This is a genomic window from Spirillospora sp. NPDC046719, assembly GCF_040645715.1.
GTDB lineage: Bacteria > Actinomycetota > Actinomycetes > Streptosporangiales > Streptosporangiaceae > Spirillospora.
Genome location: NZ_JBEYYT010000185.1, coordinates 1 through 17,426, shown reverse-complemented (window position 1 = coordinate 17,426; position 17,426 = coordinate 1). Strand labels below are relative to the sequence as shown.

Genomic DNA, 17,426 nt, shown 5'->3' with positions numbered 1-17,426 from the left:
CCGTTGCCGACCTGCTGGACCGGCTGCGGGAGGTCGGGGCAGGTGAGCAAGTGACCGTGCTGGCCGACCGAGCCGCCACACACGCCACCCTCGACAACCCGTACACCGTTGCCGACCTGCTGGACCGGCTGCAGGAGGTCGGGGCGGATGAGCAGGTGGTCCTGCTGGCCGACCGAGCCGCCACACACGCCACCCTTGACGACCCGTACGCCGTCGCCTTCCTGCTAGACCGGCTGCGGGAGGTCGGGGCGGATCAACAAGTGGCCACGCTGGCCGACCGGTTGCCGGCTGCGGGCATGTTCGGTCGGTTTCTGGAGGTCGCCGATCGGATGGTGCAGTATCAGTTCGGGCGGGAGCCGGATGGATGTCCCGCTGGCCGATGGAGGTGGGAGGACCTGGAGTGACCTGGGGGATGATGCTGACCAACTCGGCAGTCACGTGACGGTGGCCGCCGGCAAGGCCGCAATCTGGCGCACCACCTCACCACGCTGCTGCACCGCTCCAATTGGCTCGCCAGCGACCTCGGCCGACTCCGCCTCCGCATGGCCGTCCACATCGGCGAAATTGACCGGGATCAGCACGGACTTCTCGGTCAGCCCCTGACGCACCTGTTCCGGCGCCTTTTGGCCCCCGCTTTCAAACAGCACCTGAGAATCCGCGACGCCGACCTGGCGATGCTGGCCTCCCATGACCTCTAACAGCACGCCGCCGCCACCGGGCTGGGCGCTAACCGAACCGAAGGCGCTCGATCTGTTTTCGATGCTGTCGTTGGTGGACGGTGCTTGCGGGGCTGCTCGGTGATCGCGACCGCGGAACCTGCCGTGGCTTGAGACCTCTGACATTGCGGGCTGGGACACACGGGCACGCGACATAGACCGATGTCGTCTGCGCAGGTCGCCGGGGCAGACGTGTTATGTTTTACCTGCGGACCCGCCCCACACTCGTGGACCAGCGGGTCTAGCTTTTTTGGGCCTAGAGCGCTCGGGTGTGGAAGGGGCGCGTCAGCACTGGATTGGGCCGCTGTTGATGTCAGCGGTGTTGGCCTGCCCCGGCAATAGTCCCAGTCGGGTCGCGCAGCGCAACCGCAACCAGGGGCCGTCATGGACGACATCGGCGCCTCCGGTCGGCCTGTGGGCGCGCTGATCCTCATGTCAGTAGCTGGCTGCCACCGCCTCCGCCCGCGCGTGCGCGTGGTCGACGCGCCGGTGAGCGACGGCGACCCGGGCGGCCGAGGGGCACCTGCTGGTGATGGTGTGCGGCGCACCGGAGACGGTCGAGCTGTGCCGTCCGGCGTTCGCCTCGTATGGCGAGCCCGTCCTGTAGATGAGGCCGCTCTGGCCGGGCCAGGTCGACAAGCACAACCTGCTGTTCACGGCGAACCTCGCGACGGCGGTAGGCGCGCTCGACCTGGCGCGCCCTCGATGTCGATCCCGGCCGCCTCGCCGAGGTCGTCTCACTCGTCAGCGGGGTGAGCTTCGGACCGCGTCGCGTCCGCGGGCGGCACCCTGGATCGGATCGCGGCGCACTCGGGGCCGCTGCTCCGCAAGGACGTCGCCCTAGCCACCGACCTTCTCGGCGCGGACGGCGCGCCGGACGGCGTCGTGCGCTTTGCCGCCGACGCCGCGCTGGCTGTCATGGGACACCCGGGGACCACCGGCCCTGAGGCGGCGACCACATCCGGACCCTGCGCCGCCGACCGGTCGCGCATCATCGTCGAACGCCGACAATGGACGCGCCGAGTGCCGGAGGTGGGGCTGCCGTGGGACGCCTGAGGGTCATGGGGCGGCCCCTGGTCACCGCGTCGCTGGCGGTCGCGACGGGGGTTGTGGTCAATCAGATCCTGGACCACGGGAAACTGAGCTGGAGCTGGGGTTACCTGGCACTGGTGACCACGATCCTGGCCACGCTGGTCGAGGCCGCCCCGCAACCGGCGCCGCAGGAGTCGCCGAAGCCGTCGTCGGCCGCGCGGCGGTGGCACGGGTCGCGGCGGGAGTACCTGCGGAGGTTGCGTTCCTACGTGGGCCAGATGGAGTCCATCAGGCTGGTCACGCAGGCGGAGTTCGTGCTGCGGACCCGGCAGATCAAAGAACCACGAAAAGCAACGAGTGATTACTGTCTGCATTCGATGGGTTATGGTGGCGAGACCGGTGTGATCAGTGTTGCCTCACGGCCATTGTTGGGGCGGCAAGGGACCGGCCAGGAGCCGGCTGGCTCGAGTAGGCGCCCGCAAGGGGAGTCCCGAGCGGCGATCACGCTCCTCCGGCGCCGCTTGGGTTCGTCTGCCAGCTCGCCCCCTCTGGCCAGTCCTCTGCTTGAAACTTCTGCAAGAGCCTGAAGCCCAGACGCGTCGTCTTGTCTTGTTCGCCACCAGCGCCAGTCGCTGTCCAGCAGCGTCCACGCCGCGCTCAGCTGCTCCGGTGACGGTCCCGACGCACCTGACTTCGCCCTCCGCCCGACAGGCTCCGACACAAACAGCAAAAACCATGTCCAACCGCCCACATCCTCTCATCCATCACGACCACGAGGCGTAACTGCGATCACTCGTACAGCCGCTTCCCGCCTGGGGCACCTCCGGCGGCGAAGTGCCTGTTTAGCGCGCTACGTGCCAGTCCAGTGGGTCTCTATGCCCGCCTTGTCGGTCCTCAGCCTCGATTCGCCTGCCCATTGGGGGGCGTTCCGCGGCCCTCAGGTTGAAATAGCGCCTTCTATGCTCGTTCTGCGACTCCAGCGGGCGTTCCGCGGCCGCCCAGGTTGAAATAGCGCCTTCTACGCTCGTTCTGCGACTCCAGCGGGCGTTCCGTGGCCCCCCAGGTTGAAATAGCGCCTTCTACGCTCGTTCTGCGACTCCCACGGACTCTTACTGACACATCTGCATGCCACCCTCATTGCACTCAGCAGCGCGGTTTGGCGCGCACCCCAACTCGATGACGGTCCTAGGCTTGAGAGGCACAGGTCATCGGGTAGACCCTTGCCATGGGCGGAAGTGATCTACAGGGCGCAACAGGCAGCTCAGGGTCTTTGTTCATGCTGCGTGTGCATTTCCGGGAGGGTTCGGCCACCACTCCGGGATCACCGGCGTCGGCACGCATCTCCGACCGCCGCGTCCACCCGAACCTAGCAGCGCTTCACCCGCACCCGACGCCTTCCGGATCCGGAGCGAAGCCGAGCAGTGTCAGCACCCTGCGATGTTCGGCCTGCGGGCGCTCAGCGGCCGAGATCGCCGATGCCGCGCCTGGCCAGAACGCGTCTGGCGCCTTGGAGAGCGCCCTTGGTGACCTGATGTGCCTATGGCTCGTCCGCGACTGTCGCGAACGGCGGCCCGTTTGGGCACCTCGGCGCTTCTGTTACGAGTGCGCGCCTGCGGAAGGATGCTGGCCGGTGGAGTGTGCCGCGTGCCGGAACGGCAAGGGTCCGTTCATTGCCTCCCAAAACGCCCAAAACAGAGAACTTGGGCAGCCTGTGGGGCAGACACCACCAAAATCGGCCATCGATCACCTCCGGCGACATGGATGGCTGACAGGATCTGGCTTCTTCCTTTGCCCCGACTGCGTTCAGGGAAAGACAGTCGACCGCCTCAAGCCTCACATGCAGCCGACACTTCCCCTGTGACCTGTCCTTCTGCCACCGCGTCCCCTGTGGAAGCCGGGAAGGCGGCCAGCGATATTTCCTTTGCCTCTGGCTGTTCGTGCGATCAGATGCCGGGAATGGTCACATAAACAGGGGGCAGGCGGTACCTTTTACCCCATGGGCCTAGGTTTGCAACGCGAAGCGCTCATCGACAGCAAGCGCAAGCTCGAAGTACTCCAAGGCCGCGAGGTCCGTCTCCAGAAGGAGCTCGGCCACGTCAAGGCACAGATCACGAGCTTGACGCAGGTGGTGACGGCCCTCACTGAGCTGGTCGATGCAGGCTTCCCGTTCCATGACGACCCTCCGCTCGAGGAGCCTGCGGCGGCCGACCCTCGCCCCGGCGACGAGACCAGCCCCCAGACCTCAACACTGCCGGGGAACCCCGGCAGTGGAGATGCCGGTACGAGAAATGTTGGCGAGACCCAGTACAGGACCCGCGCCGACGACGTCCGCGACCTCGTAGGGCAGGACCCCGCGCGCTGGTGGAAGGCTCGCGACGTCGCGGAGTGCCTGGATGAGACGAACGTCAAGTCCGTGCGGATGACCCTCAACATCATGGTCGAGCGGAAGGTGCTCATCAAAGTTCGGGTGTCGCACAGCGACACTTGGTACCGCTACAACGACGGCGTCGCCCGTCCGGGGCCGACCGAGGCTCAGGCGGCTTCGACTTCCGGCCAGCAGCTAGGAGCCGCGATCTAGGACCATTGATGCGGACCGCCCGCGCATAAGGGCGACCGCCGCCGGTTTCTCAGGCCCGGCGGCGGTCAGTACGACCCGGCCCCCAGGTATCAACTGATGGCTCGTCGTCGTGTATCCGAAGATACCCGTGCGCGAGGGCGCGTGCAGGTTATTCGGGCATTTCGCCGTGCCGTCATTCCGACGTGCCCGCCTCCGTAACGGGGGCGGCGAGGTGCCCATGCTCTTTTATTTCTTGCTCGAACCGGACGTCACCGTCAGGCGCGTCCGGCAACATCCGGATCCGCAGCGCCCGCTGCAGATTGGCGATCGTCAGCAGATCGCACCACACGACGCCAGCCAGGACGTTGCTTATCGTCTGTCGGTTCACCCCGCTGGCGCGGGCCAGCCGGTTGGCGCTGAGCCCCTGCTCTTGCATCGCCTCGGCGAGCCTGCACGCGATCTCCTGAGCGACCCGGGCGCCGTAGTGCTCGGCTCCGCTGCTGTCGGCGAGCTTGGCGTAGGGCCACTGTCCGCCAACGGCGAAGTCGCGTGGACGTCTGGTCCGAGAGTCGCCGCTAGTCACGAGTTCCACTACCTCCCTTCACTCCGCAAAATGATCTTTGCTACTGCGGTAGCACCCTGCTATCGGGGCAGCAATGCGAAGAGGTGATCTTGCGCCTCCTGGCGTCTATCTGTGGCAGGTTCCGGTGTCCGAGCGGATCGACTCCTACAAGCCGCGAGGCAACCCCGCGGCTTGGGCCCGCGTTCGCGACGAGGTCCGCGCGACCGTGCGCGCCGCCGAACCCCTCGACCGGTACACCGCCGGCGAGCTGATGGGAGCCCTGACCAAGGTGGCACTGTTCGCCGACGGTCAAGGCCTCCCGGCCGACCGCAAGGCGTGGCTGTCGCGCGAGCTGATCGAACGGTTCACCCTGGTCGGCATCGCCGCGAGCGACCGGACCAAGGCCAACTACCGCTCCAAGCTCCTGCTGCTGCGCGAAGCGGTCATCGGCAGCGACTGCCGGACCGGAAAGCCGATCAAACTGTCGGCCTCCACGCAGTCCAAGCCCTACACACCAGCAGAGATCAGCGCGCTGTGGTCGTGGGCGGCGGGCCAGCCGACCGAAGAACTCCGCGCGGGCTGCAAGATCCTTCTCAGCCTCGGCCTGGGCTGCGGGCTGGACTCGCCGGAAGTCATCCCCGTGCTCGCCCACGACATCCGGCGTTCCAGCGCCCGCACGCGCCACGGCGTGCAGGACGGCGCCGTGGTCGTGGCCGTACGCGGAGCCCGGCAGCGCCTGGTGGTGTGCCGGCGTTCGTGGGAGCGGGTTCTGGAGCACGAAGCGGCCCGCTTCGACGGACAGGCCGCTTACCTGTTTCGGCCCGGCGTCCGGGCACGCACGAAGAACACGGTGACCAACTTCGTGGCGCGCGCTCACAGCGCTCCCCGAACACCACAACTGAAGATGGCCCGGCTCCGCGCGACCTGGCTGGTCGAACTGATCGAGACCAACGTCCCGTTGCACATCATCGTGGCCGCCGCCGGCCTGGACACCCTGCACGGGCTGTCGCGAGTACTGCCCCACGTCCGCCCCATCGCCGCAGGCGAAGCAAGCACCATCCTGCGAGGAGAGCCGTGACCGCCCCACACCAGAACACGGGGACTGGGCGTGATCGCGCGCTCTTCACCGAGAGTGAGGTCACTGCGTCCGCGGCGTTCATCGCCGACACCGGCCTGCCCGACGAACTCGCGGCGCGCATTCACCGCACCTTGGGACGGCCTCGGCTGTGCACGGTTGAAGGCCTGCTGGTGGGCATGGACCTGTGCGCCCGCCGCCACGGGGCCATCTGGTTCAGCGAGGTGGCCGACATCCTGCACTGGGGGATCGCCGAGGACTGGCGTCGCCGCTTCCACCTCAAGGAGCGCCCCGACAACATGCGCGGCTTCGAAGCCGGCTATCGAGTCGTGCTGAGGTTGTTCCACACCATCCTGAAGGAGATGGACCCCTCGCCGCTGCCGAAGAACAAGCGCCTGCCCGACGCAGAGAGGATCAGACTCCTCAAGGCCGCCAACCAAGACCTGATCAAGAACCGCCGCGAACGGCTCCAATGGGCGACCGGACAGGTCCTCGAAGCCTCCATCGCGAACATCCGCCCGCTGCTGGCCGAGATCTGGGACGGCTCGGTCGGCGTGGACGCCACCCCCATCCGCACGTGGGCCCGCGGCCTCAAACACCAGGGTCCCGTCACCTCCACCGACCCCGACGCCGGCTGGTACACCCGCGAAGGCGACCACCGAGACCCCGACGTACCGACGGAAGCACAGCCAGCCCAGCCCGCCACAACCAACCGCCAGCGGACGAGCAAAGGACGACCACGCAAGGGCCGCATCCCGAAGATCATCTTCGGCTACGACGCCGCCTTCGCCGTATTGCGCAACCCACACCACACGTTCCAACCCGACGCAGATGGCTGCGGAGACTCCAAAGCGCCCCCGGCCCTCATCCTGGGCATGACCCTCGACAGGCCCGGCCACAACCCCGGCCCCAACGGCGTCGCCATCCTGCACAACATCCAGCAGCGCGGCCACCCCGCAGGCGACCTGGGCGCCGACAACCTCTACAACAGCTGCAAGGAAGACAACTGGCAGTTGCCCGTCCGCGCCATGGGCTACCAACCCACCTACGACTACCGTGCCAACCAACGCGGCATCCAAGCCACCGCGCACGGCGCGAACATGGTCGAAGGCACCTGGTACTGCCCCTGGATGCCCACCCACCTGGTCACCGCCACCCAAGATCTGCACGCCGCCAAAAACAGCCCCAGCAAGATCGACAAGCAGACCTGGGTCGATCGCATCGCCGCCCGCGCCCCCTACGCGCTGCCCGCCAAGGGCCGACCTGACGCCGAAGGACACCAGCGGTACCAATGCCCGCACCACCGCGGGAAGGTGTTCTGCCCCCTGAAGGAGAAGGTGTCCAAAAACGGCGACCCCCGGCTGCCTGTAGTCGATCCCCAGCCCACGCCGGCCGGGTCGCCCAAGGTCTGCTGTCAGACCAGCATCACCATCGCCCCCGAGGACGGGGCCAAGCACTGGCAGCCGCGCGCCTACGGCAGCGCAGAGTGGCAGAAGGTCTACTACCGGCTCCGCAACGCCGTCGAAGGCATCAATGGCTACGCCAAGGACGACGCTCGCGAGGCTATCGAGCGAGCGGGGCGCAGACGCATCCGTGGCATCGCCGCGCAGACCCTGCTGCTCGCCTTCCAGCTCGCACAGGTCAATCTCCGAAAGATCCGCAGCTGGCTCGACACGCTCCCACGAGAAGACGGCCAACCCCGCCGTCGAGCACCAAGGCGGACATCCAAGCCATTGAGCCACTGGACGCCCACCGGCTACATCGACGATCTGCCCTGACCGATAGCAGTCCCCAGCACAGCCGTAACCCAGTTGTCCACACCGAGGGTGGGCTGCCGCGCGCCCTGAAACGCTCCACCGGGCGCCCGGCAGCCCTCCGAGGCCCTGACAACACGCATCGCCGACCGCGTTCAAGACGCGCAGGCCCCCTCGAAACACTCCCGAGAAGCCGAAGAGCCCCCGCGCTGTCGCGTGGGGGCTCATTCCGTCAGTATGGGGCGGAGACTTACGTCACCACCCCCGAGTGGGCGAGGAGGGATTTGAACCCTCACATCCTTTCGGACACACGGACCTGAACCGTGCGCGTCTGCCGTTCCGCCACCCGCCCAGGGTGTCGGCCCGTTTCCGGGCGCTTGAAAAGGCTAGCACGGTCGGAGCAGTGGTTAGGTACTCGGATACTTCTCGCGAACCTTCGCACCGATACGATCGTCTACCAGTGGGGAGAGGAGGTGCCCGTGGGCGTCATTCAGCGCTTCGAGCGACGGCTCGAGGGCATGGTCGAAGGGGCCTTCGCCCGTGCCTTCAAGTCGGAGCTCCAGCCGGTCGAGGTGGCCAGTGCTGTGCAGCGCGAGATGGACGATCGGGCCGCGATCGTGGCACAGGGCCGCACGCTGGTCCCGAACGACTTCGTCGTCGAGATCTCTCAGCAGGACGGGCAGCGGCTGCAGGTGTACGCCGACAGCCTGAGCCAGGAGCTGGCGAATCTGGCGCGCGAGTACGCGAAGGAGCAGGGGTACTCCTTCGTCGGTCCGGTGCGCGTCCGGTTCGAGAACGCGGGGGACCTCGCCACGGGCATGTTCCGCATCCGGTCCGGCGTGATCCGGGGGTCGACCGTGGAGGGCGGGGAGATCCGCCAGCCCGTGAGCGACGTGCCGCAGGGCGGCCGGGGCGGCGCCTTCGGCGGCAATCCGCGGCTCCTGGTGACGACGGCGGTGGAGGGCTCCGACACCACGCAGCGCACTTATGAGATCAACACTCCGGTCACCCTCCTGGGCCGCGGCACCGACTGCGACCTGCGTCTCGTGGATCCGGGCGTGTCCCGGCACCATGCCGAGATCCGCGTAGAAGGTCCCGAAATCGTGCTCGTGGATCTAGGGTCGACCAACGGCTCGTTCGTGAACGGGCAGCCGATCCGGCGGGTGACGCTGGTGGACGGCTCCCGGGTCACGATGGGCCGCACTACCCTTGTGTTCCGCCGCGATAGGGAGTAACCCCGACTCCGATGTCCGATTTCACCCTCACGCTGATCAAGCTGGCGTTCCTCGCGGTGCTCTGGCTCTTCGTCATCGCGGCCGTCGGTGTGATCAGGGCCGACCTGTTCGGCTCGAAGGCGGCGACGAAGGCGGCCACGCGCGCGGCCCAGCCCCCCCGGCCCCCGAAGGCGGGCCGGCCGCAGATGGCGGCGCCCCCGCCGCCGCGCCGCGGCGCCCAGGGCGGCGCCCCCAGCAAGCTCGTGGTCGTCCAGGGCGAGCGGGCCGGCACCGTCATCGACCTCACGGGGGTGCCCATCACCATCGGTCGCGCCAATGACGCCACGCTCGTGGTGACCGACGACTACGCTTCGAGCCGGCATGCCCGACTTTATGCGCAGGACGGTCAGTGGATCGTGGAAGATCTCGGCTCGACCAATGGCACATATCTCGGACGCACGAAGGTGACCCGGCCGATGCCGGTGCCGCCCGGCGTACCGGTCCGTATCGGCAAGACCGTGATCGAGCTGCGCAAATGACACTGGGAATCCGCTACGCCGCGCGCTCCGACGTCGGCATGCTGCGCGAGGGCAACGAGGACTCGGCGTACGCGGGGGCGCACCTGCTCGCGGTGGCCGACGGGATGGGCGGGCACGTCGGCGGCGAGATCGCCAGTGCCGCCGCGATCGACGCGCTGCGCGGGCTGGACAAGGACCTGCCCGCGAACGAGCTGCTGGCCGCGCTCGAGCACACGGTGAAGACGGCCAACGACAACCTGCACCGCATCGTGGAGTCCGACCCGGCCCTGCAGGGCATGGGCACGACGCTGACGGCGATGCTGTGGGCGGGCAACCAGGTCGCGCTGGTGCACATCGGGGACTCGCGCGCCTACCTGCTGCGGGACGGCAGCCTCTTCCAGATCACGCACGACCACACGCTGGTGCAGTCGCTGGTGGACGAGGGCCGGATCAGCCCGGACGAGGCGGCGACGCACCCGCAGCGGTCGCTGCTGCTGCGCGCGCTGGACGGCCGCGGCGAGGTCGACCCTGACCTGTCGTTGCGGGAGGCGAAGGTCGGGGACCGCTACCTGCTGTGCTCGGACGGGCTGTCCGGCGTGGTGACGGCGGAGACGATCTTCCAGGTGCTGACCGACGTGGACGAGCCCGAGCAGGCCGTCCGGCAGCTCATCGACCTGGCGAACCGGGGCGGCGGCCCGGACAACATCACCTGCGTGGTCGCGGACGTGGTGGACCTGGAGCGGCATCCGCCGACGGGCGGTCCGGGGCACGCGGTGGGCGCGGCGGCGAACGCCTCGCCGCCGGAGCCGCCGGGCGGCGGCACGGGCGCGAACGTCACGGTGGCGGACACCCCGGCGGGGCGTGCGGCGCAGCTGCGGGACACGATGCCGCAGCCGCCGGTCGCGGTGGACGAGATGCCGCCGCCGGCGCCGATGCCGATGAACGAGCCGATGGCGGGGCCTCCCGGTTCGATGCCGCAGGGCATGCAGGAGCCGATGGCCGCGCCGCGGCGGCGCGGTGGGGGCGCGCGCCGGTGGACGTGGCTGATCGTGGTGGCGGGCGTCGTGGTGGTGGCCGTGGTGGCGGGCGGTTTCGTGCTCGTGCAGAACGTCCGGAACGGCTACTACATCGGCTCGGAGGACGGCAAGGTCGTCCTGTACCGGGGGACGACGCAGAAGGTGCCGGGGATCAGCCTGTCCCGGAAGGCCGACAAGCAGCCGAACCCGCCGATCCTCGTCGCGGACCTGCCGCTGGACCTGCAGGCGCAGGTGAAGGGCACCTACAGCGTCAACGGCCCGTCCGCGCTCGACGACCTGAAGAACCGCGTGTGCAAGTACGTCCTGACCGAGGAGGCCGGGAAGGTCGTCGTGGTCAAGGGGCAGGGCCAGCGCAACTGCCAGGAGAAGAAGATCACCAACAGCGACATCCCGCTCAGCGAGCTGCCGACCTCGGACGCGACCGCCGTGACGAAGGGCGGTCTCGCGTTCATCGGGCAGCAGGCGGCCGAGGCGAAGCTGAAGGAGCTCGGCGACCGCCGCGACGAGTGCAAGGCGAGCAACCCGTCCATCAAGGACTGCCCTTCCGACGGGGGTAGCCATAGATGAACTCGCTCGGGGAGCAGATCAGGGCGGTCCTGCCCTACCAGCGGCGCAACGCGGCGTCGTTCGCGCTGCTGGCGTTCGCGATGGTGCTGACGCTGTCGGCGTTCGCGGAGGTCGGGCTGGCCCGTGACGGGCACATCCCCGCGGGGCTGTTCACCTTCGGCGGCGGCCTGGTGGTGCTCGCGCTCGCCGCCTACTTCGTGCAGACGAAGTTCCTGCCGTACGCCGACCCGCTGCTGCTGCCGCTGGCGGTGGCGCTGAACGGGCTCGGGCTGGCGATGATCTACCGGCTCGACCTGGACACCAGCGACACCAAGAAGGCCGCGCAGCTGGCCGGCAAGAAGCTGATCAAGGACGCGGCGGACGCGCCCGGGCAGCTGCTGTGGACGTTCGTCGGGATCGGGCTGTTCGTCGCCGCGGTCCTGATCATGCGGGACACCACCAAGACCGACGCGCCGCTGTCGTTCACGCCGAAGACCGCGCAGCGCTACACGTACCTGACCGGCCTGATCGCGATCATCCTCCTGCTGCTGCCGATCGTGCCGGGCATCGGCGCGGAGATCAACGGCGCGCGGGTGTGGATCCACGTCGGGCCGCTGTCGGTGCAGCCGGGCGAGTTCGCCAAGCTGCTGCTGGTCGTGTTCTTCGCCGGGTACCTGGTGAACAAGCGGCAGGCGATGTCGCTGATCGGCAAGAAGATCGGCCCGTTCAGCCTGCCGCGCGCCCGCGACCTGGGCCCGATCGTCGTGATCTGGTTCTTCTGCCTGGGCGTGCTGTTCATGCAGAAGGACCTCGGCACGGCGCTGCTGTTCTTCGGCCTGTTCGTGTCGATGCTGTACATCGCGACGCAGCGGGTGTCGTGGGTGGCGATCGGCGTCGGGCTGCTGGCGGTGGGCGTGCTGGTCGCGACGCAGCTGCCGTTCATGGCGCACGTCAACCAGCGCATCGACATCTGGCAGAACCCGAAGCCGTACTTCGACGGCGGCTGCCTGCTGCACACCGGCAAGGTCGTCCCGGTCAACCCGGACACGACGATCTACAAGACGGAGAAGGCGGCGGGCAGCGGCTACCCGGGCTTCACGGCCTGCGCGAAGCTCGGCGGCGAGTACTCCGACAGCCGGCAGCTGATGATGGGGCTGTTCGCGCTCGGTGAGGGCGGGGTGCTCGGCACCGGGCTCGGGCAGGGCCAGCCGTGGCAGACGCCGCTGTCGTTCAGCGACTTCATCTTCGACTCGATGGGCGAGGAGCTCGGGCTCACCGGGCTCATGGCCCTGCTGCTCGTCTACGCCTTAATCGTGCAGCGCGGCATGAAGACGGCGGTCGCCGCGCGGGACCCGTACCTCAAGCTGTTCGCGGGCGGCGTCTCGTTCGTGCTGGGCCTCCAGGTCTTCGTGATCGTCGGCGGGGTGACCAAGCTGATCCCGCTGACCGGTCTGACCACGCCGTTCCTGTCCCAGGGCGGTTCGTCGCTGATGGCGAACTGGATCCTGATCGCCATCCTGGTCCGGATGAGCCACGACGCCCGCAAGCCCGCCCCGCAGGCCATCCAGGACGAGGGCATGACCCAGATCGTGAGCACGAGGTGATCTCCGCTCCATGAACATGGACAAGCCGATCCGGTGGGTGGCCGTCTTCGCGCTGTTGCTGTTCTTCGGGCTGATGGCGCAGGTGAACTACGTCCAGGGCAGCGAGGCGGAGAGCCTGCGCACCGACCCGCACAACGCACGGCAGTACCAGGACGTGTTCAACTCGCCGCGCGGGCAGATCTCGGCGGGCGGCGAGGTGCTGGTGACGTCCACGCCGACGGGCAAGGACAACCCGAAGTACGGCCGGACCTACAAGGACGGGCCGATCTTCGCGCCGATCACCGGGTACTTCAACGGGAACGCCACGCAGGTCGAGAAGGCCTACAACGCGCTGCTCGCCGGCAAGGACAAGCGGATCGCCAGCCAGCACTGGTTCGACACGTTCATCGGCAAGAAGCCGGAGGGCGGGAACGTCGAGCTGACGATCAACCCGCAGGCGCAGCGGACCGCGTACGCGCAGCTGAAGGCGCAGACGGCGCCCGGCCGCCGCGGCGGCGCCGTGGTCATCGACGCCAAGACCGGCGCCGTCCAGGTGGCGGCGTCGTGGCCGTCCTTCGACCCGAACGAGGTGGCGCCGCAGACCGGCGACAAGGGCGTCAAGCGGCTGGAGCAGCTGGACAAGGGCAGCGGCGTGATCCGGCCGCTGAACGACAACGCGCTGAGCCAGACCTTCCCGCCGGGGTCGACGTTCAAGACGGTGACGGCGACGGCCGCGATGAACCAGCTCGGGATGAACGACCAGACCGTGGTCGACACCTCGCCGCTGACCCTGCCGGAGTCCGGCACGAACCTGCCGAACGACAGCGACAGCGGCTCCTGCGGCGGACGGGCGCCGCTGAAGGGCGCGTACGCCGAGTCCTGCAACACCTCGTTCGGGCGGCTGGCCCTCCAGCTCGGCATCGAGCGGCTGAACCGGGGCGCCGCCGAGTACGGGTTCGGCAAGTCGGTGAAGCTCGAGCCGATGATGCCCGCCGCGGAGAGCGACGTGCCGGTGAACTACACCGACGCCGACGGCAAGCAGCAGCACACCGGCCAGGACGCGACGGCGCGGTCCGGTATCGGGCAGGAGAACGTGCGGGCCACCCCGCTGCAGATGGCGATGGTCGCGGCGGCGATCGTGAACCACGGCAAGCTGATGAACCCCTACGTCGTGAACACCGTCCGCGCGAAGGACCAGAGCGAGCTCTACGCCGCCTCGCCGAAGGAGTACAGCCAGCCGCTGTCGAGCGACCAGGCGTCCCAGTTCGAGGACATGATGCGCGCCGTGGTCCAGGCGGGCACCGCGAAGAACCTGCAGGGCTCGAACGTCGCCGGTAAGACCGGTACGGCGGAGCAGGGCCCCGGCATCCCGAACGCGCGCTGGTTCGTCGGGTTCGCCCCGGCGGACAACCCGCGGTACGGGTTCGCGGTGATGACCGAGGGCAGCGGCTTCGGTGCGACCGGCGCGGGCCCGATCGCCGCGGCGATCATGCGCCAGGTGTTGAAGAAGTGAGCGCGGGCCTCGTCCTGAACCACCGGTACCGGCTGCTGGAGCGGCTGGCCACCGGCGGGATGGGCGAGGTCTGGCGGGCCCGGGACGAGTCGCTGGGCCGCCCGGTGGCGGTGAAGCTGCTGCGGCTGGAGCTCGGCGGGGACGTGTCGGCGCGGGCCCGGTTCGAGTCGGAGGCGCGGTTCGCGGCGGGCCTGCAGCACACCGGGATCGCGCAGGCGTTCGACTACGGCGAGGAGAACGGCCGGACGTTCCTGGTCATGGAGCTGGTCCCGGGCGAGCCCCTGGACGAGATCCTCGTCCGCGACGGCGGGCTGCCGGTGGAGGCCGTGCTGGACCTGCTGGTCCAGGCGGGCCGCGCCCTCGCCGTGGCGCACGAGGCGGGCATCGTGCACCGGGACGTCAAGCCGGCGAACCTGATGGTGTCGCCGGACGGCACCCTGAAGATCACCGACTTCGGGATCGCCCGGCGGCTGGCGGCGGCGTCGCAGACCGCGACCGGGATGGTCATGGGGACGGCGCACTACATCTCGCCGGAGCAGGCGTCGGCGAGCGGGATCACCACCGCCGCTGACCTGTACTCGCTGGGCGTGGTGGCCTACGAGTGCCTGGCCGGGGTGCCGCCGTTCGACGGGCAGACGCCGGTGGAGGTGGCGCTCAAGCACGTCCGGGACGCGCCCCCGGCGCTGCCGGCGCGGGTGCCGGAGCCGGTGCGTGCGCTGATCATGGAGATGCTGGCGAAGGACCCGGCGGACCGTCCGGACGGGGCGGCGGCGGTCGCGGACCGGGCCCTGGCGATCCGCCGCTCGCTGAGCACGGGCCGCCGGGCGCGGGACGGCCGGGCCGGGACGGAGCGCCCGACGGTCGTCGATCCGCTGGCGGCGCCGCTGCGCACGGCGGCCGGCCCCGAGCGGACGGACTCACACGCATCCGCTTTGTCGGGATTTGACGCAGACGGTGCGGAGGATAACCTCACCACCGGGACAGTGACCGGGCAACGGCGCACGGTGCTGGCGTTCACCTCGGTCGCGGCCGTGCTGCTGGTGGTGGGAGCCATCGTCGTCGGCTCGCTGTGGGAGGGCGCGTCGGGTGCGGCCCGCGACCGGCGGGACGCGCCGCGGGCCCCCGTCATGAGCCCGGTCGGCGGTGACAGCGTCGACGATCCGGCCACCGCTCCCGGCAGACCGTCCGCGGACCGGACACCGACCCCCACACCGGCTGTCACCCGGCCGCACCGGACGCATAGGATCCGTCCGTCAGCGCCACGGAGCCGCACCGCGTCTCCTTCGCACAAGCCGACCACGAAACCGTCCCGGGCGACTCCCACCGCCCCTGAGCCAACACCGACACCGACGGCGAGCACCACGACTCCGTCAACTCCGAGCCCGGATCCCTCGCCCACGCAGAGCGGGGAGCTAAGTTCGGACAACAAGGTGTAGACGTACGAGGGAAAGTGCACATATGAGTCAACCTCGGCTGCTCGGCGGCCGCTACGAGCTCGACACGGTGATCGGGCGCGGCGGCATGGCCGAGGTCTACCGTGCTCGTGACCTGCGATTGGATCGCGTGGTCGCGATCAAGACCCTGCGCTCCGACCTGGCGCGCGACCCCACGTTCCAGGCCCGGTTCCGGCGCGAGGCCCAGTCCGCCGCGTCGCTGAACCACCCCTCCGTCATCGCGGTGTACGACACCGGCGAGGACATGATCGGCGACACCCCGATCCCCTACATCGTGATGGAGTACGTCGACGGCAGCACGCTGCGCGACCTGCTGCGGGAGAACCGCGCGCTGCTGCCGGAGAAGGCGCTGGAGATCACCGACGGCATCCTGCGCGCGCTGGACTACAGCCACCGCGGCGGGATCGTCCACCGCGACATCAAGCCGGCCAACGTGATGCTCACCCGGCAGCACGAGGTCAAGGTCATGGACTTCGGCATCGCCCGGGCGATGGCCGACTCGGCGTCCACGATGACGCAGACCGCGCAGGTGATCGGCACCGCGCAGTACCTGTCGCCGGAGCAGGCGCAGGCCAAGCGCGTCGACGCCCGCAGCGACATCTACTCGACCGGCTGCGTGCTGTACGAGTTGCTCACCGGCCGCCCCCCGTTCACGGGCGACTCCCCGGTGGCGATCGCCTACCAGCACGTCCGGGAGGAGCCGGTCCCGCCGTCGCAGGTCGATCCGAACATCCCGCAGTGGGCGGACGCGATGGTCCTGAAGGCGATGGCGAAGGACCCCGACCACCGCTACCAGAACGCGACGGAGTTCCGGCAGGAGATCCAGCGCGTCCTGCAGGGCCAGCCGGTGGCGTCGACGGCGGCGTCCACCATGCTCATGAGCGGGCAGCCGCAGGGCACGCAGGTCATGGGCGGCTACCCCGGCGGCGGCGCGCACACCCAGGTGCAGCGGCCGGTGGACAACGGCTACAACCTGCCGCCCGTCCACTACGACGAGGATCCCGAGCACCGCGGCGGCGGCAAGAAGGCGGCGCTGTGGATCGCGCTCGCCGTGGTCTTCATCGGCAGCGCCGCGCTGATCGGCTGGATGATGAGCGGCGGCGGCGGTGACGGCGGGAACGACAAGGTCGCCATCCCGACGTCGATCGTGAACCAGGACGCGAAGACCGCGTCGGCGCAGCTCACCAAGCTCGGCTTCAAGGTCGGCACGCCGCAGACCGACTACAGCGACGACGTCGACAAGGGCTCCGTCATCACCTCGACGCCGAAGCCGGGCTCCAGCCTGGACAAGGGCGCGTCGGTCGTCCTCCTCGTCTCCAAGGGGCCGAAGCCGGTGCCGAAGGTCGAGGTGCCGGACGTGACCGGCAAGCCGTACTCCGTGGCGAAGAACATGCTGGAGGAGAAGGGCTTCAAGGTCGAGAAATCGGTGCAGACGAGCGACAGCGTCCCGCGGCTCAGCGTGATCAGCACCGACCCGACGGCCGGCTCGCAGGTGAAGCCGCACTCGACGGTGACCGTCGTCATCTCGAACGGCCCGAGCAACCTGAAGGTCCCGGCGCTGTTCAACAGCAGCAAGCGGGCCGCCTGCGCCAAGCTGGAGAGCCTCGGCCTGAAGTGCAAGGTGCAGGAGGGCGCGCCGCCGCCGGACAAGCAGGTGGCGACCGGCTTCGTCTACGACCAGTCGCCCGGCCAGGACGCGACGGTGGCGCCCGGCGACACGGTGACGATCTTCGTGGCGCAGCAGCCGACGCAGCCCCCGAACCCGACGGGTTCCCCGACCACCGGGATGCCCCAGTTCCCTGGCTTCGGCAACTGACCGCCCCCGCCCGCAGACGTTGAAGGGCCCGTCCCCACCGGGACGGGCC

General features: G+C 69.0%; 14 protein-coding genes and 1 tRNA gene. 11 read left to right on the top strand and 4 right to left on the bottom strand.

The genetic code is table 11. The annotated features are described in order from the left end of the window. Window positions 1-404: hypothetical protein (locus ABZ914_RS28000; RefSeq protein ID WP_500196830.1), on the top strand; the 404-nt coding region annotated here is incomplete at its 5' end. 30 nt (window positions 405-434) lie between these two features. Here ABZ914_RS28000 and ABZ914_RS27995 read toward each other — a convergent pair. Both ABZ914_RS27995 and ABZ914_RS27990 read right to left on the bottom strand, forming a co-directional pair. Beyond that, a complete protein-coding gene (locus ABZ914_RS27995; protein ID WP_500196829.1) occupies window positions 435-842 on the bottom strand; it encodes a hypothetical protein in 408 nt (135 codons plus the stop codon). A 309-nt stretch (window positions 843-1,151) separates the two neighbouring features. Beyond that, window positions 1,152-1,373: a hypothetical protein gene (locus ABZ914_RS27990; protein ID WP_500196828.1), complete on the bottom strand. Its 222-nt coding sequence runs from the start codon at window positions 1,371-1,373 to the stop codon at window positions 1,152-1,154. Window positions 1,374-3,744: 2,371 nt separating this feature from the next. On the opposite strand from ABZ914_RS27990, the gene ABZ914_RS27985 reads away from it, so the two are divergent. Next, a complete protein-coding gene (locus ABZ914_RS27985; RefSeq protein WP_500196827.1) occupies window positions 3,745-4,326 on the top strand; it encodes a hypothetical protein in 582 nt (193 codons plus the stop codon). 172 nt (window positions 4,327-4,498) lie between these two features. Here ABZ914_RS27985 and ABZ914_RS27980 read toward each other — a convergent pair whose 3' ends face one another. Further along, window positions 4,499-4,897, bottom strand: coding sequence for a helix-turn-helix transcriptional regulator (locus ABZ914_RS27980; RefSeq protein WP_500196826.1), 399 nt, complete (start codon window positions 4,895-4,897; stop codon window positions 4,499-4,501). 115 nt (window positions 4,898-5,012) lie between these two features. On the opposite strand from ABZ914_RS27980, the gene ABZ914_RS27975 reads away from it, so the two are divergent. Both ABZ914_RS27975 and ABZ914_RS27970 read left to right on the top strand, forming a co-directional pair. Continuing rightward, complete coding sequence (locus ABZ914_RS27975) at window positions 5,013-5,945, top strand: hypothetical protein (RefSeq protein ID WP_500196825.1); 933 nt, start codon at window positions 5,013-5,015, stop codon at window positions 5,943-5,945. Beyond that, window positions 5,942-7,720, top strand: a complete 1,779-nt coding sequence (locus ABZ914_RS27970) for a hypothetical protein (protein ID WP_500196824.1) — start codon at window positions 5,942-5,944, stop codon at window positions 7,718-7,720. Before ABZ914_RS27975 ends, ABZ914_RS27970 begins: the two co-directional genes overlap by 4 nt. A gap of 245 nt (window positions 7,721-7,965) precedes the next feature. On the opposite strand, the gene ABZ914_RS27965 is transcribed toward ABZ914_RS27970, so the two are convergent. After that, a tRNA-Leu gene (locus ABZ914_RS27965) sits at window positions 7,966-8,048 on the bottom strand. A gap of 127 nt (window positions 8,049-8,175) precedes the next feature. Here ABZ914_RS27965 and ABZ914_RS27960 point away from each other — a divergent pair. From ABZ914_RS27960 to pknB, 7 genes are read left to right on the top strand one after another with little or no spacing between them, the layout of a single operon-like run. After that, window positions 8,176-8,931, top strand: coding sequence for an FhaA domain-containing protein (locus tag ABZ914_RS27960; protein WP_190857763.1), 756 nt, complete (start codon window positions 8,176-8,178; stop codon window positions 8,929-8,931). A gap of 11 nt (window positions 8,932-8,942) precedes the next feature. Beyond that, window positions 8,943-9,449, top strand: a complete 507-nt coding sequence (locus ABZ914_RS27955; protein ID WP_190857761.1) for an FHA domain-containing protein FhaB/FipA — start codon at window positions 8,943-8,945, stop codon at window positions 9,447-9,449. Further along, the gene (locus tag ABZ914_RS27950; protein ID WP_500196823.1) at window positions 9,446-11,032 is read left to right on the top strand and encodes a Stp1/IreP family PP2C-type Ser/Thr phosphatase; all 1,587 of its coding nucleotides are present in this window, start codon (window positions 9,446-9,448) and stop codon (window positions 11,030-11,032) included. The genes ABZ914_RS27955 and ABZ914_RS27950 overlap by 4 nt, the downstream gene beginning before the upstream one ends. Beyond that, the gene (locus ABZ914_RS27945) at window positions 11,029-12,615 is read left to right on the top strand and encodes an FtsW/RodA/SpoVE family cell cycle protein (RefSeq protein WP_500196822.1); all 1,587 of its coding nucleotides are present in this window, start codon (window positions 11,029-11,031) and stop codon (window positions 12,613-12,615) included. The genes ABZ914_RS27950 and ABZ914_RS27945 overlap by 4 nt, the downstream gene beginning before the upstream one ends. 10 nt (window positions 12,616-12,625) lie before the next feature. Further along, window positions 12,626-14,107: a peptidoglycan D,D-transpeptidase FtsI family protein gene (locus ABZ914_RS27940; RefSeq protein ID WP_500196821.1), complete on the top strand. Its 1,482-nt coding sequence runs from the start codon at window positions 12,626-12,628 to the stop codon at window positions 14,105-14,107. Then, window positions 14,104-15,543, top strand: coding sequence for a serine/threonine-protein kinase (locus ABZ914_RS27935; protein WP_500196820.1), 1,440 nt, complete (start codon window positions 14,104-14,106; stop codon window positions 15,541-15,543). Before ABZ914_RS27940 ends, ABZ914_RS27935 begins: the two co-directional genes overlap by 4 nt. Window positions 15,544-15,565: 22 nt before the next feature. Next, window positions 15,566-17,377 (top strand): Stk1 family PASTA domain-containing Ser/Thr kinase, encoded by a 1,812-nt coding sequence (pknB, locus tag ABZ914_RS27930; protein ID WP_500196819.1) that lies wholly within the window; start codon window positions 15,566-15,568, stop codon window positions 17,375-17,377. Window positions 17,378-17,426: the final 49 nt, after the last annotated feature.

Coding starts and splice junctions, on each gene's coding strand:
- ABZ914_RS27945 (WP_500196822.1), top strand. CDS start 11,029: ATGAACTCGCTCGGGGAGCAGATCAGGGCGGTCCTGCCCTACCAGCGG.
- ABZ914_RS27955 (WP_190857761.1), top strand. CDS start 8,943: ATGTCCGATTTCACCCTCACGCTGATCAAGCTGGCGTTCCTCGCGGTG.
- ABZ914_RS27940 (WP_500196821.1), top strand. CDS start 12,626: ATGAACATGGACAAGCCGATCCGGTGGGTGGCCGTCTTCGCGCTGTTG.
- ABZ914_RS27985 (WP_500196827.1), top strand. CDS start 3,745: ATGGGCCTAGGTTTGCAACGCGAAGCGCTCATCGACAGCAAGCGCAAG.
- ABZ914_RS27950 (WP_500196823.1), top strand. CDS start 9,446: ATGACACTGGGAATCCGCTACGCCGCGCGCTCCGACGTCGGCATGCTG.
- pknB (WP_500196819.1), top strand. CDS start 15,566: ATGAGTCAACCTCGGCTGCTCGGCGGCCGCTACGAGCTCGACACGGTG.
- ABZ914_RS27995 (WP_500196829.1), bottom strand. CDS start 842: ATGTCAGAGGTCTCAAGCCACGGCAGGTTCCGCGGTCGCGATCACCGA.